Consider the following 14,815-nt stretch of genomic DNA (forward strand, 5'->3'; position numbering starts at 1 on the left):
CTTATGAATCAATCTGTAAAACGTATAGATATTAAAGGACCTCATGGTACTTGGTCTTATGAAACTCCTAATTGGGCAGATCGTTTTCCTATTACAATAGGTGATACGTACCGTCATGGTGGTGTATCTCAAGAGCCCTATAAATCACTAAATTTAGCATTTCACGTAGGGGATGAGCCTAAGTATGTTCGTGAAAACCGTGCTATTGTTGCTGAATATTTAGGTGTTGAACCAGAGCGAATCTCTTGTGGTAATCAAGTACATGGTTTAAAGGCTGTGGAAATCACAGAAGGCCTCATAGGGGCAGGTGCCTTTGGAGAGGATACAGCTATAGCCGATTGTGATGCTGTATTTACAAAATTACCGAATGTACCGCTATTTTTATTTACCGCCGACTGCGTAGCTGTTGGTATTTACGATGCTAAGCATCACGCTATTGCTACGGTACATGCAGGCTGGCGCGGAGCGATAGGACATTTGCCAGTTCTTACTATTGAGGCTATGAAAGAAGCGTATGGTACGGAGTTCAAAGATTGTTATATCTATCTTGGACATAGCATTGGACCAGAATCTTTTGAAGTCGATGTAGAGTTAGGGAAACGTTTTGAATTAGCTTGGCGTGGTATGACCGACCTTAGTATGGCTGATATTGTAAACTATCCAGGTGATAAACTAGATAAAGCCTATATCAACTTATGGAACTTTATCGCCGAAGGACTTATGGTGAATGGTGTTCCTAAAGAAAATATCGCTATTGGCGGTACCGATACAGTAACAGATAGAGATTGTTATTCCTATCGTCGGGAATCTGGTAAAACAGGTCGCATGGCTTTATTTGGTATGCTACAAGAACGGTAGTATATACATACATAGATTTATAGGCTTTATAAGACCTAAATGATGTACAATCAATACTAAATACTATATAATAGAATAGTCTATACAAATATATTTTATGGTTTTTAAATATAGATTGAAGGGGAATCACATGATTGAAGAATCCCTACACGCAATACAGCAGCGCATGGCAGATGCTATGGCGCGCGTTGGTCGCGTAGATACAGCATTATTAGTAGCTGTTACTAAGAACCACCCTGTATCAGCGGTGGAAGAGGTCGCACGTCTCGGTGTTACTCATGTGGGGGAAAATCGAGTACAAGAGGCTAAAGAAAAACAGCTCACCTATAAAGGTCCAGCATTAACATGGCACTTGATTGGTCATTTACAGGTTAATAAGGTACGTCAAGCGGTGCCTATGTTTGATTTAATTCATTCTGTAGACAGCCGTAAACTATTAGATGAAATCGAAAAGGTCGCTACAAAGCACGACAAAGTGCAAGACGTATTATTGCAAGTCAATGTAGCTCGAGAAGCCTCCAAAACGGGCATGTCCGTAGAGGAGTTTCCAGAGATTCGAGATTATGCAAAGACATTGCCTCATGTACGTGTACGGGGCTTGATGTGTATGGCGCCATTTTTCGACGATCCAGAGGAAGCACGTCCAATCTTCCGCGTAGCAAACGCCTTGTATGAGGATATGAAGGGCTACTTTGAAGAAGGGCAGATTCAATATTTATCTATGGGGATGACTCACGACTTTGAAGTCGCTTTAGAAGAAGGGGCTAACATCGTTCGTGTAGGCACAGCAATTTTTGGGGAACGTGTGTATGATTAAGGCTTGGGTTGCCTGATAATCGATAGCGTTAAGTATTAGGAGGAAATCCAAATGGCATTGGGAGATTATTTAGACAAAGCAAAAAACTTATTCTTAGGCAAAAATGATGATGACTATGAATATGATGATTATGACTATGAAGATGAAGAGGAATATGAAGCGGAACCTACACCAGTAGCTCCAGTAGCTCCAGTATCCGGCGCATCTGAATTTCATCCACGCAAGGTAGGAGGCCAATCTACGATGACACAACGTCCAACAGCTATGAAAGTAGTTGTAATTGAACCAAAAGTATTTGAAGACTCTGAAAATATTACACATCAATTGCGCGACATGCGTCCTGTATTGATTAACTTTGAAAATACAGATCCTCATGAAGCAGCACGTATTGTGGACTTCGTATCTGGTGCGACATTTGCATTGGATGGCAAATTGGAAAAGGTTGGTAAGGACATTTTCATGTGCGTACCTGTAAACATTTCCATTGATTATTCTGATAATGAAAGTAACAAAGCTGAGCAAAACGAATACGCTTGGGAAAACAAATAATTTCTCTATAAACGGTGGTGACAACTATGTTAGGTAAAACCTTATGTATCGGCGTTGGCTCGATGGGTGGCGCTCTATTGCGCGGTGCATTACAGCATGGCGTGTTGAAAGCAAGTGATACACACATTCTCGTGCGTCGCGAAGAACAATGTAAGGCTCTAACTGAGGAGCTCGGTGTAGTAGGTTTTACTACATTGCCTAATGTAAACGAATACAATACTATTTTGTTGGCCGTAAAACCACAAGTGTTACCATCTGTATTAGAGACGTTAAAAGAAGTACCTTATGGGACTGTTATGATCTCCGTTGCAGCAGGTATCACCTTAGATACTCTAGATGCAGCGATTCCGCAAGCTAACTGGTTTAGAGCTATGCCAAATACACCGGCTTCTATCGGTGCAGGTATGACGGCTCTTGCAGGGGATGATGTACATACGGACCTTGGTCGTGATGTTCAAGCATTATTTGAGGCTGTTGGCGAGGTAGCGGTGGTAAGCGAAGCTGATTTAGATCGCTTAGGTGCACTATCTGGTGCGGGCCCTGGTTATATGTTCGTCATTCTTGATGCGTTAGCTGATGCGGGCGTTCGCATTGGATTGCCTCGTCACTTGGCAATCAAGGCAGCGGCTCAAACGATGTATGGTGCTGGTAAGATGGCTCTTGAAAGTGGCAATCATCCAGCAGTACTACGAGATCAAGTAACAAGTCCAGGTGGCACTACCATTGCCGGTATTGGTGCCATGGAAAAAGGTGGACTTCGCAGTGCTCTCCAAGACGGCGTAGTAGCATGTCTTGCTCGGTCGAATGAATTGGGGAAATAATTTTGGCAGATACTAGTAAATTAATACGATATTTTGAAGCCAGTGGCAGTGGTGAGGAAGCTCGCCGCATGCTAGACTTGGCTGAGCAGGTTGTAAAAGGCCGTCCTTATCGCGTGGCGGACTTTACGAGCCCTGCAGGTCTTGTCATTGCAGACGCAATCAAGGCTAACTACCCACAGCTTATCGTTAAGACAGACGGTGGCTATGAAGGGGCGGAACGTATCCGCATCGCCTTTGTAGATAGCGACTTTAACGGTACTGTGGATATGGGGATTCGCGCCCTTAAGGTAAATTGGGACCCACGGTTCCGATTACTTACTCATCGCGATGTACTGGGCTCCTTGATGGGCCTTGGCATTGATCGCTCTAAATTTGGGGACGTTATCGTTCAACAAGGGGGCGCTCAAATTTTGGTGGATGAAAGCGTAGCAGACTTCGTGATTCAAAACTTTACGAAAATTGCTATGGTTTCCGTATCTGTAGAGGCTATTGAGCTATCAGATATTGCACCAAAAGAAGAAAAAATTAAAGAAGTCCGCACTACAGTTGCTTCTTTGCGCTTAGATGCGGTGGCAAGTTCTGGTTTTAGCGTGTCTCGTACTAAATTGGTAAGCGCTATAAATGCAGGATTATTGCAAGTAAACTGGCAACCAGCTAAGGGTGCATCCCAAGAAGTTAAAGAAGGGGATGTAATCTCTATGCGTGGTCGTGGCCGAATGAAGGTAGAAGCCATTACAGGTACATCTCGTAAGGGGCGTATCGGCGTATATCTGAAACGATTCATGTAGGCAATTGAAAATCGGCTTGACCATCAAGCCGATTTTTTTGTATATAGTAGGACAGCCATGGTATCCATAACATTTCAACCTACAACTGAAGATACAATCCTATTCGTTGGCGGCGGGAAGGTCGCAGAGCGACGAATGCAGCTCTTTATTGATGAGCCATGCAACATTGTGGTGATTGCTCCCACTGTAACAGATAGGATTTGCCAATGGGCAAAGGATAATCGTATCACGTGGTACGACCGTGCTTTCACAATGGATGATGAACACCACATTATAACGAGCAGTTTGTTCTTTATCTGTACAGATAATAGCGAATTAAACGATACGTTATATGATATGGGGAAAAAACACCGCGTTTGGACTAATCGCAGTGACGCCCCTAGTGCATGCAGATTTACTGTACCTTCATCCCTTGAACTAGGCGATCTTCATATCGCTATTAGCGCTAATAACGTAGGACCTCGTATCAATCGCCTCGTAAAGCAAGATATGATGAATCGTTATGGTCAGTTGCAAAAGGCTATGCCTAGACTTAAAATATTTAGAGAAGAAGTAAAGTTACTACTTCCTACTCCAGAGGCTCGACAGAAATTTTGGCGAGACCATCTGACCGTAGAAACATTTGAAGCCATTCTCAAGGGAGAGTGGATGACTATAGAGGAGAAACTTGACCATGAAATTAGTGGTATTAGGTCTAAATCATAGAAGTGCCGCTGTAGAGGTGCGTGAACGTTTCTCGTTTGATAAGGACGAGGTCGCCTCAGCACTGAACCGCCTCTATGAATTTGACTGTGTAGCAGAATGCGTTATTTTGTCTACCTGTAATAGAACCGAAATTTACGCGGCCTTAGAAGGTGTAGAGTTTCCTAAAGAATATATGCTGGCAGTATTAAAGGATTTAAAAGGTGCCGATCACATCGATGAAGATGCATTCTTCTTCTATGAAGAACGAGATTGCATTGAACATCTATTCCGTGTGTCTGCAAGCCTCGATTCCCTTGTGTTGGGGGAAGGACAAATCTTGAGCCAATTAAAAGGGGCTTATATCCAAGCCTATAGTGCAGGCTGTACAGGTACGATTTTTAATATTTTATTCCAACGAGCCATTAGTGTTGGTAAAAAAGTACGTACCAATACTGGCATCGCGAATACGCCTGTATCCGTTAGTTACACCGCTGTTAACCTAGCTGAGGACAGCTTAGATAAACCTTTATCTGAAGCGACGGTACTCATCTTAGGGGCCGGTACCATGAGTGAGTTGACCGCAACGCACTTACAAGCAAAGGGTGTAAAAACGATTTTCGTATCTAATAGAACCTTTGCTAAGGCAGAGGTATTGGCTGAGCGTTTTAATGGTAAGGCTGTTAAGCTCGATAACTTTGTAGATTACGCTAAAGATGCGGACATCCTCATCACATCTACAGGGGCGCCACATTATATTATTACGGAACGAGAAGCAAAGAAAATTGCATCTCTTCGCAAGGGTGAGCCTATCGTTATGATTGATATTGCAGTACCTCGTGATATCGACCCTACTGTGGCAGATATGGATGGTATTTATTTATTCAATATTGATTCCCTTGAAAGCGTAGTAGAAGAAAATAAGGCACAACGCGAAGAAGAAGCTCGTCGTGCAGAGCCTATCATTCACGATGCCATTGAAGAATTATTAGATAAATTGAGCTATCTAACGGTGCGCCCTATGATGGCATTGCTCACGGAAAAAGCAGAGCGCATTCGCCGTCGTGAGTTACATCGTGCATTGGCGAAATTACCTGACATTTCAGATAAAGAGCGCCGTATTATGGACTCTATGAGTCGCATGATCATTCGCAAAATGTTGCGTGAACCGATGATTCACTTTAACGAAATCGCCGGTACAGAGGAAGAAGGTTTGTACTGGGATTTATTCAAAGATATGTTTAATCTTGAGAAAGAAGGCTAATGCCATGAGAGACCATATTCGAATCGGCACGCGAAAAAGTGCCCTTGCCCTATGGCAGGCTGAACATATTAGTGCAGAGTTACAACGTCTGTACCCAAACATTACAGTAGAGCTTGTTCACTTTAATACAAAGGGTGACCGTATCTTGGAAAAACCACTGGCTCAAGTTGGTGGCAAAGGTTTATTTACCGCTGAGCTAGAAGAGGCTATGCATAAAGGCGACATCGATATCGCCGTACATAGCTTGAAAGATATGCCTACAGAGTTGCCAGAAGGTCTTACGCTAGGTGCTATTTCAGCCCGTGAAGTTCCTTACGATGCGCTCGTAAGCCCTGTGTATAAAACATTAGATAAATTGCCTGAAGGTGCTTGCGTCGGTACGAGTAGCTTGCGCCGTCAAGCCCAATTATTACATGTGCGACCGGACCTTAAGGTGGAGGTTATCCGCGGCAATGTACAAACCCGCTTAAGCAAGATTGAAACAGAGAAGCTAGATGGTGTTATCTTGGCACAAGCTGGTCTTAAACGGTTGGGCTTAGATGATCAAATTACCCAAGTATTTAAAGCTGATGAAATGATTCCTGCCGTTGGTCAAGGTGCTCTTGCTATCGAGTGCCGCGCTGACGATACGGAAATGCTTGAAATGCTAGCTCCTATTAACGACGAAGCTACACGCTATGCCGTTGAAGGGGAACGCAGCTTCTTGCGTCAGTTAAATGGTGGTTGCCAAGTGCCGATGGGTGTACATGGTACTATTAATAAAGGTCAATTGATACTAAAGGCTATGATTGCCTCCCTCGACGGTAAAACTGTGTACGAAGGAGAAATTTCTGGCCCTGCTAAAAAAGCTGAAATTCTTGGTAAAAACCTTGCAAAAGCCTTATATGAAGAAGGTGGCAAACATATTGTGGATGCTCTCATAGAGGAAGGAATCATAAAATGACAGGTATGGTATATCTAATCGGTGCAGGCCCTGGCGATGTTAAACTTATTACTGTAAAAGGTCGCGAATGCATTGAAAAAGCAGATGTAATTGTATATGACTATTTAGCAGATGCTCATTTACTTGAATGGGCACGCCCAGATGCAGAATTGATTTACGCTGGTAAACAATGTAAAGATCACACAATGCACCAATGGGAAATTAATGAGCTTTTAGTACAAAAAGGTAAAGAAGGTAAAATCGTAGCTCGCTTAAAAGGCGGAGATCCACTCGTATTTGGCCGTGGTGGTGAAGAGGCTATGGCTCTTGGTGAAGCTGGCGTACCATTTGAGTTTGTACCTGGTGTAACATCTCCAATTGCAGCACCTGCTTATGCAGGTATTCCTGTAACACAACGCGCTATGGCTACATCCTTTGCAGTTGTAACAGGCCATGAAGATCCAACTAAAGCAGTATCTGGTATTCACTGGGAAGGCCTTGCTACAGCCGTTGATACACTTTGCTTTGTAATGGGCGTTGGCAACTTGCCTACTATTGCAGAAAAATTGATGGCTTATGGACGCCCAGCTTCTACACCAGTAGCGCTTGTTCGTTGGGGTACAAAAACGGTTCAAGAAGTTCTCGTATCTACCCTTGAACATGTAGTAGAAGACGTAGAAAAGGCACAACTAAAAGCGCCAGCTATCATCGTAGTAGGCGATGTAGTTAACCTTCGTGAAAAATTACAATGGTTCGATAATAAACCTTTATTCGGCAAAACTATTGTAGTTACACGCGCTCGCTCTCAAGCTAGTGCATTCCGCGAAAAATTAGCAGCTCAAGGTGCTAATGTAATAGAAGCGGCAGCGATTAAAACATCTCCATTGGAGTTGTTTGATGAAGATAAACGCATCATCAATAATACAAAACAATACCAATGCATCGTATTCACTTCTGGTGAAGGAGTTCGTTACTTCTTTAATGCTCTTTACAAAGAAGGCAAGGATACACGTGCATTAGGTAATTCTAAAGTAGCAGCTATCGGCTGTGCTACAGCTCGTGAACTTCAAAAATACGGCATCGTACCAGATATTATTCCTGTAGACTACAAAGCTGAATCTGCTGTAAAGGCTCTTGAAGAAGAGCTCAAAGCAGGGGACTCCGTATTGCTTATTCAACCAAAAGTAGCGCGCGACGTAATTCCACGCTCTTTGCGTCATCACGATATAGATGTAGATATTTTGCGTTTATATGAAACGACACAAGATACATCTCAACAAGAAGCATTAGTAAATGCATTAACTGCAGGTACTGTAGACTATATTACGTTTACAAGTTCCTCTACAGTAACCAATACAATTCAATTATTGGGCGATGATGCATTGAAACTATTAGGTAATACTAAGATTGCTTGCATCGGACCTATCACAGCTGCTACAGCTATGAGTGCAGGTCTTAAACCGGCTGTTATCAGCGATGTATATACAACTGATGGCTTGGTAAATGCTATTGTAAAGGACATTTAGGAGGATTACATGTACGATTTAACATACCGTCCTCGCCGCTTGCGTATCAATCCAGAAATGCGTGATTTGGTACGGGAAACGACACTCGACGTAACTGATTTAATTTATCCATTATTTATCGTTCCTGGTGAAGGTATCAAAAAAGAAATCGATACGTTGCCAGGCCAATACCACTTATCCGTTGATGAAGCTGTAAAAATGGCTCAAGAGGTATATGATCTTGGTATTCTTGGGGTAGAAATCTTCGGTATTCCTACATATAAGGACGAGCAAGGCTCCTCTGCATGGGATATGTCCCAACCTGTTCAACAAGCTATTAAAGCCATCCGTGCAGCGGTGCCAAATCTATTAGTGGTAGCTGATGTTTGCTTGTGCCAATACACAACAACAGGCCATTGTGGCATGATTGATGATCATGAAATCTTAAATGATGAAACATTGCCATTGCTTTGTAAAGTAGCGGTAAGCCAAGCAGAAGCAGGTGCCCATATGGTGGCTCCATCCGATATGATGGACGGCCGTGTAGGTGCTATCCGTGAAGCCCTTGATGCGGCAGGTTATACTAATGTATCTATTATGAGCTATGCTGCAAAATACGCATCCGCTTACTATGGTCCGTTCCGTGGTGCCGTTAACTCTGCTCCTAAATTTGGGGACCGCAAATCCTATCAAATGGACCCAGCTAATCGATTGGAAGCTTTCAGAGAAATTGAACTTGACATCGCTGAAGGTGCAGATATTATCATGATTAAACCAGCCTTGTCCTATTTGGATATCGTTCGTGAAACACGTGACCGCTATGAATTACCTGTAGCTGTATACAATGTGTCTGGCGAATATGCGATGGTTAAATCCGCTGCTGCAGCTGGTCTTATCGACGAAGAACGCCTCGTTATGGAAACAATGCTTTCTATGAAGCGCGCCGGTGCTAAAATCATCATTACGTACCATGCTATAGATATTGCTAAATGGTTACAAAAGTAAGGAGAAACCATGTTCCAACTCGGTAAATCTGAAAAGGCCTTTGAAGAGGCTAAACGTTATATGCCAGGCGGCGTAAACAGTCCTGTTCGTTCCTACCGCAGTGTAGGTTCTAACCCTCCGTTTATCAGCAGTGCTAGCGGCAGTCGTATTTATGATATCGATAATAACGAATACATCGACTATGTGTTGAGCTGGGGCCCTATGATTTTGGGCCATGCGAACCCTGAAGTTATCGCGAGCTTACAAGAGGCGATTCCTCGCGGCACGAGTTATGGTGCGCCTACACTACTAGAAACAGAATTGGCTAAAAAGGTACAAGCCTTCATGCCATCTATGGAGGTTATCCGCCTCGTTAACTCTGGTACAGAGGCTACTATGAGTGCGTTGCGCGTAGCTCGTGGCTATACTGGTCGCGATCGGATCGTGAAATTCGTTGGCTGTTACCATGGTCATAGCGATGCACTCTTGGTAAAAGCTGGCTCTGGCCTTGCTACCTTTGGTGTACCAGATAGCCCTGGTGTACCTCAAGGTGTAGCAGAAAATACAATTACTTTGCCGTACAATGACTCTGATGCGGTTCGCAAATTATTCGACGACATCGGCGATACTATTGCGGCGATTATCGTAGAACCTGTAGCAGGTAACATGGGCTGTGTGCCTCCAGAACCAGGCTTCCTGGAAACCTTGCGAGAAGTGACTAAGGCTCATGGCGCAGTATTGATCTTTGACGAAGTTATGTGTGGCTTCCGCGCTAGCAGTGGGGGTGCACAAAAACGTTACAATATTAAACCTGACCTTACATGCCTTGGTAAAATCGTTGGCGGTGGCATGCCACTTGCTGTATTCGGTGGCTCTCGTGAGATTATGAATCAAATTGCGCCAGCTGGTCCTATTTATCAAGCCGGTACATTGAGCGGTAACCCAATTGCCGTTACCTCTGGTCTTGCAACGCTTTCGATTTTGCAACGGGATCCAACTGTATTTAAACAAGTAGAAGATACGACAATTGCCCTTTGTGAAGGCTTTGAACGTTTGGCAGCACAATACAATGTGCCTGTTGTAGTGCAACGGGTAGGCTCCATGTTCACCATTTTCTTCACTGATAAACCAGTTAAGAACTTTGATGATGCAGCAGCGTGCAACGAAGAACAATTCAAAATGTTCTTCCATCATAACTTGAGCCATGGTATTTACTATGCACCAAGCCCTTATGAAAGTAACTTTGTATCTATCTGCCACAAGAGCAGTGAAATTGAACGGACATTAGCCGTTGCTGATGAAGCTTTCAAAAAAATCAGTGATACACTACTATAAAGATTAGTGATACACTACTATAAAAATCAGTGATACATTATTATAAAATATATAGTTTGTAGTTGTTTATGTATCGATGTAGGTGATGAACATGCAGTTTTATAAGAACTTAAAGCGTGCTCGCGTGCGCATGGGCAAAAGCCAAATCGAAGTAGCAAAGGCCGTAGGTATCAGTAATGCGGCGCTTTCAAATTACGAAACAGGGTATCGCGAACCAGATTTAGATACACTCTGTGCTCTGTCTCGCTATTATGGATTGACCTTGGATGAGCTGCTAGATGTAAATGGAGAACAACACGAGCCCATCTATGATCTCAGTCCTGTACTCAAAAATAAATACATCGCCTATAAAGGTGAAGTATTCGAGTTGAAAGACTCACAAAAACGTGCGCTCTTGCGCGAGCTAGATAATCTATTTACTAAATTTGAGAAATCAAAGGTAGAAGATAAAAGTAGCAAGCCAAAAACGTACAAACATGGGAACCCACATATCAATCGAGCTGGCCTAGCTAATAGCGCTGGTAGTCTGGCAGCACGACGAAATATAAAATAGTGCTATACTACATTGTATGTGAGTGGAACTGTTTATTTGAAGAACTTAATTAGAACAATTATAAAAGCACCATCTATCTTAATAGGAAACGATACATAAGTCGGACCTAGGTAGATGGTGCTTTTGTATTACTATACTGTAAATGCCTGTGCTAATGCTTTGGCATTTTTTTAGGCTAACTATAAAAATAAATAAAAGATAACAATGTTAAAATATCTGTTGGTGATATAAGTTGGTTTAATATATAATTGAAATATAGAAGTAGATTAAATATTAACCAATAGAAATAAAAGTGCGGTTTAGTTTAGAGGTTTCGTTATGAAAAAGGTTTGTGCTTTAATACTGCTCGGACTAGTAATTATTAGTGCTGTGATTTATCAGTATTATTATCACGATAGTTCACCAAATAATATAGTTATTATGGATGAGTCTCATGAGTTAGTGGATACTTCGATTGATGAATCGATTTCTAATCGTATTTTAGCAGTGTATCTTGATGATCCTTACTATTATTATTTAGGCTATGATGGAATAGGTCGGTATGATATTAAAAATCATAAACTAGATGTTTGGGAATTTACCGTTTATGGTGATGAAACCGAACAGCATAAATTATATCATCCAAGATCAAAGATGATCGTTAATAAGAAAAATAAGTTAGAAGATTTTTCCAAAATGGATTTAGATAACTTTGAAAAAATGTTAATGAATTCTGATCGTGGTGCAAAGTACTTTAATAAACGCTGGTATCACTCAGGCTATGAAGCAACGTTTCTAGATTTAGATAATCATCTTATTATTACGAATGATGTGCGAGGTGTAAAAGATACGGCTACAAAAATTCTGATATTTAATGTGAGTGGTTTTATTATCATCGATAAAGAAACAAATGATATTCAAGTATACTTTGATGAAAGTCTTGCTGGTAAAAAGGTTACAGACTCTTTAATTGCTATGTTGAAATATACTTATGGAGATCATCTAGTTTTGTTAAATAGCTTAGATGAAATTGGCGAAGAAGAACGAACTATTTTATTACAATTACGAGATAACTATGTTAGTAAAAATTAGAAATACGCTATATTTATTTTGATAATGTTATGTAGTATTTCTGTGTACTTTAACAAGTTGATTTGATGGGGTTATTAGTTTTGAAAAAGATATCCTATTACTATAACATGATTCCTTTATCTTTTAAGATGATTTTGGGATTTGCACTTATATGTATGATTATTATCTCTTTGATGACCGTAGCTGCTATTATTAATAGACCAAAACAAATTCAACAACTAGAAGCATATGAGCAAAAGCTAACAAGTATATCTGCACATAAAGTTAGCGAAGATCATTATGCTACAGGTAGAAATGGGCAGGTTTATAATTTTAAGATTACATATGAAAGTATTACTTTAGAAGAAGTGAAGAATATACTTTCAGAAGAAAAGATAAACTGGCGTGAAGTAAATAAGAGTCAACTTATAGGATACGATGTAGATGATAATATTGGGGTTGATATTACTCATGATATTAATACAAAGGCTATCATCGTTAAATTAGAAAAAGACAGGTGAACTTAATATTATATTTAGTATGTATCATTTTAACTATAAGGAGATTCAGTGTATAAATGGAGTTTTTCGATTCTTTACTAAATTTATATAATACTAATTATGAGGTTAAAGATACAATTCAGTCTATAGGTCTTACTATTGCATTTCTTTGTATCCCTGAGTTGATTGGCAATCATGATAGCATAGAATCTTTTACTCCGGCTAAGCCTATAGTGAGACGTGTAGTAAGGATTATTTTAAGTATCCTCTTGGTTTTTGCTATATTTACTTTGTTGGGGTTACTGATGGATAATGGACTGTTATAATTCACTAAGTAAAACGGGTTAATGATGAACGTATAGATTTTAAGTTAGAATAAATTAGTGGACAGAGGTATAAATATGATCTATTTTAAAAATAAAAAAAGTTTAGATACATTTTTAATGGTCTTTATATTGGGCGCTGTTAAGGCATATAGACGAAATTATATTGATTTGACCATTCTAGAATATTACATATTTAGTATGTTAATTCGATTAATGTGCAGAAAAGCACATCTGTCCAATAAATTGTTAAATATTATTGGAGATGGGATGAGTTTAGAGGATGTTGATGAGTGGATGGCTCGTAGGATTCCTATACCACCATTAAATGATACGTTAGATGATATTGAATGCAGTAGTTGGATTGCTTTAATAGAACGGGAGTTAGAGGGTAATACTTTATCTGAAGCGTTAAAGATTTCTACACATGATGAAGAGAAGCTCGGTATCTATTTCTTTACCGATTATGTAGAGGATATATTTTGGGCGTTGTTTTTGTTAGGATTATATGAAGTCTTACAAAAACCTGAATTTATTTCTGAATCAATCTTAAGTTGTATTAAACAGACCTATTTGTCTGAAATATATACGTTTGAACGTATTCAGAATGAAGATCTTCAAGCATGTATTTCCAATTTACAAGAGATAGTTGATACTAATATATCCGGGCAATTAAGTAAAGAATTAATTACTATGAAAGCAAAATTAGCATCATTACAGGTATTATTACCATTTTATGATGTGAGTTTTGATAAGTTAAAAACAGACATTGATTTAAAAGCTACTAGAGGGATGTTCTGGCAAATTAAAGTTTCAGGGAAGTTTATAGACTTGGGATTATAGATTCTAAAAGATTATTGAGTTGGTTCTATACTTATGATTACTTTTAATTTTGGGATTAACCTTTATTAACTTCTATCCTTAAATAATATTTAGTGTTAAATGTTATAAGCTTATTTTAATGACATCTATACCTTTCATAAGGGACTGGTATAGGTGTCATTTTTATATTACAAATTAATAAAAATCAGTATTGATTAAAATCTAAGTATTTCTATTAAAATCACCAGAATTTTACGATTTTATGAGTGTTTTATGATAAAATAAAAGGTATGAATACTTCAACAACTAGGTCTATTACCTATAATGGCGACAGAATTGAATATGAGTTAACTATCAAGCGTGTGAAGAATATGAACATGCGCATTACAAAGGATGGGGTGATCCATGTATCGGCGAATGCCTATGTGCCGGATTATAGGGTGGACAAGTTTGTTATCGAGAATATGCCCTTCATTGAGCGGGCTCGTTACAAGATTGATGCATTGAATGCCAAGCGTGTCGATGCGTTGCAGTATGTGAATGGTGAAAGCTTATCAATCCTCGGCATTCCCGTTACGTTACGCCTAGTTGAGCAGGACGGAAAGCCTCATATTGGCTTTGACGGAAAGGCGATTCTTACTATGGTGGTACCTTGTGGTACGACCTTTGAGGCTAAGCATAAATTAATGCAAAGTTATTGGCGTAATTTAGGGGAGAAGGTCTTTGTCCATTGGGCAAAGGTCGTGTATCAACGCTACCATAAGCAAGGTATTGATGTACCTATGCCAACCATAAAACAGCAGCGTATGAAGAGCCGTTGGGGTTCTTGTACGCCAGCAAAGCAGCTCATCAAAATGAACACCCGCTTATTAGAGGGACCACAGGCGTATATTGAGTACGTTATGGTTCATGAGTTTGCTCATTTTAAATATTTAGACCATTCCAAGAACTTTCACAATCTAGTGGCACTGTTTTTGCCAGATTGGAAGGCTCGTAAGAAGTCATTGAACGTATATTTTGCTCATCGCCCTTAAAGGAGGTGT

Annotated in this window: 16 protein-coding genes; all 16 read left to right on the top strand. The window is 40.3% G+C overall.

Annotated elements, in window-relative coordinates:
* The first annotated feature begins 3 nt into the window (after positions 1 to 3).
* The 16 genes from LKD20_RS04740 (at position 4) to LKD20_RS04815 (ending at position 14,806) form a co-directional block, all read left to right on the top strand.
* Positions 4 to 858 carry a purine nucleoside phosphorylase YfiH/LACC1 family protein gene (locus LKD20_RS04740; RefSeq protein WP_227721036.1) on the top strand — a complete coding sequence of 285 codons (855 nt, stop codon included), beginning with the start codon at positions 4 to 6 and terminating at the stop codon, positions 856 to 858.
* A 130-nt stretch (positions 859 to 988) separates the two neighbouring features.
* The gene (locus tag LKD20_RS04745; protein WP_105084896.1) at positions 989 to 1,675 is read left to right on the top strand and encodes a YggS family pyridoxal phosphate-dependent enzyme; all 687 of its coding nucleotides are present in this window, start codon (positions 989 to 991) and stop codon (positions 1,673 to 1,675) included.
* A 51-nt stretch (positions 1,676 to 1,726) separates the two neighbouring features.
* Entirely contained in the window at positions 1,727 to 2,224 is a 498-nt protein-coding gene (locus tag LKD20_RS04750; RefSeq protein ID WP_105094160.1) for a cell division protein SepF, read from the top strand.
* 26 nt (positions 2,225 to 2,250) lie between these two features.
* Positions 2,251 to 3,045: a pyrroline-5-carboxylate reductase gene (gene proC / locus LKD20_RS04755; protein ID WP_227721037.1), complete on the top strand. Its 795-nt coding sequence runs from the start codon at positions 2,251 to 2,253 to the stop codon at positions 3,043 to 3,045.
* 2 nt (positions 3,046 to 3,047) lie between these two features.
* Positions 3,048 to 3,833: a YlmH family RNA-binding protein gene (locus LKD20_RS04760; protein WP_119206332.1), complete on the top strand. Its 786-nt coding sequence runs from the start codon at positions 3,048 to 3,050 to the stop codon at positions 3,831 to 3,833.
* 57 nt (positions 3,834 to 3,890) lie between these two features.
* Positions 3,891 to 4,538 (top strand): precorrin-2 dehydrogenase/sirohydrochlorin ferrochelatase family protein, encoded by a 648-nt coding sequence (locus tag LKD20_RS04765; RefSeq protein ID WP_005385585.1) that lies wholly within the window; start codon positions 3,891 to 3,893, stop codon positions 4,536 to 4,538.
* Positions 4,507 to 5,778, top strand: coding sequence for a glutamyl-tRNA reductase (gene hemA / locus LKD20_RS04770; RefSeq protein ID WP_005385587.1), 1,272 nt, complete (start codon positions 4,507 to 4,509; stop codon positions 5,776 to 5,778). The genes LKD20_RS04765 and hemA overlap by 32 nt, the downstream gene beginning before the upstream one ends.
* Before the next feature lie 4 nt (positions 5,779 to 5,782).
* Positions 5,783 to 6,721, top strand: coding sequence for a hydroxymethylbilane synthase (hemC, locus tag LKD20_RS04775; RefSeq protein WP_039969005.1), 939 nt, complete (start codon positions 5,783 to 5,785; stop codon positions 6,719 to 6,721).
* A complete protein-coding gene (cobA, locus tag LKD20_RS04780; protein ID WP_227721038.1) occupies positions 6,718 to 8,226 on the top strand; it encodes a uroporphyrinogen-III C-methyltransferase in 1,509 nt (502 codons plus the stop codon). Before hemC ends, cobA begins: the two co-directional genes overlap by 4 nt.
* A gap of 9 nt (positions 8,227 to 8,235) precedes the next feature.
* The gene (gene hemB, locus LKD20_RS04785) at positions 8,236 to 9,210 is read left to right on the top strand and encodes a porphobilinogen synthase (RefSeq protein ID WP_039969007.1); all 975 of its coding nucleotides are present in this window, start codon (positions 8,236 to 8,238) and stop codon (positions 9,208 to 9,210) included.
* Between the two features lie 9 nt (positions 9,211 to 9,219).
* The gene (gene hemL, locus LKD20_RS04790) at positions 9,220 to 10,524 is read left to right on the top strand and encodes a glutamate-1-semialdehyde 2,1-aminomutase (RefSeq protein WP_227721039.1); all 1,305 of its coding nucleotides are present in this window, start codon (positions 9,220 to 9,222) and stop codon (positions 10,522 to 10,524) included.
* A gap of 91 nt (positions 10,525 to 10,615) precedes the next feature.
* Positions 10,616 to 11,077 carry a helix-turn-helix domain-containing protein gene (locus LKD20_RS04795; protein ID WP_105097369.1) on the top strand — a complete coding sequence of 154 codons (462 nt, stop codon included), beginning with the start codon at positions 10,616 to 10,618 and terminating at the stop codon, positions 11,075 to 11,077.
* Between the two features lie 318 nt (positions 11,078 to 11,395).
* The gene (locus tag LKD20_RS04800) at positions 11,396 to 12,148 is read left to right on the top strand and encodes a hypothetical protein (RefSeq protein WP_227721040.1); all 753 of its coding nucleotides are present in this window, start codon (positions 11,396 to 11,398) and stop codon (positions 12,146 to 12,148) included.
* Positions 12,149 to 12,213: 65 nt separating this feature from the next.
* On the top strand, positions 12,214 to 12,648 hold the full coding sequence (locus tag LKD20_RS04805) for a hypothetical protein (protein WP_227721041.1): 435 nt from the start codon (positions 12,214 to 12,216) through the stop codon (positions 12,646 to 12,648).
* Between the two features lie 380 nt (positions 12,649 to 13,028).
* On the top strand, positions 13,029 to 13,793 hold the full coding sequence (locus LKD20_RS04810) for a DUF3969 family protein (protein ID WP_227721042.1): 765 nt from the start codon (positions 13,029 to 13,031) through the stop codon (positions 13,791 to 13,793).
* A 245-nt stretch (positions 13,794 to 14,038) separates the two neighbouring features.
* A complete protein-coding gene (locus LKD20_RS04815) occupies positions 14,039 to 14,806 on the top strand; it encodes a M48 family metallopeptidase (protein ID WP_316119942.1) in 768 nt (255 codons plus the stop codon).
* Positions 14,807 to 14,815 lie beyond the last annotated feature (9 nt).

The organism is Veillonella fallax (assembly GCF_020687175.1).
GTDB classification, from domain to species: Bacteria; Bacillota; Negativicutes; order Veillonellales; family Veillonellaceae; genus Veillonella; species Veillonella fallax.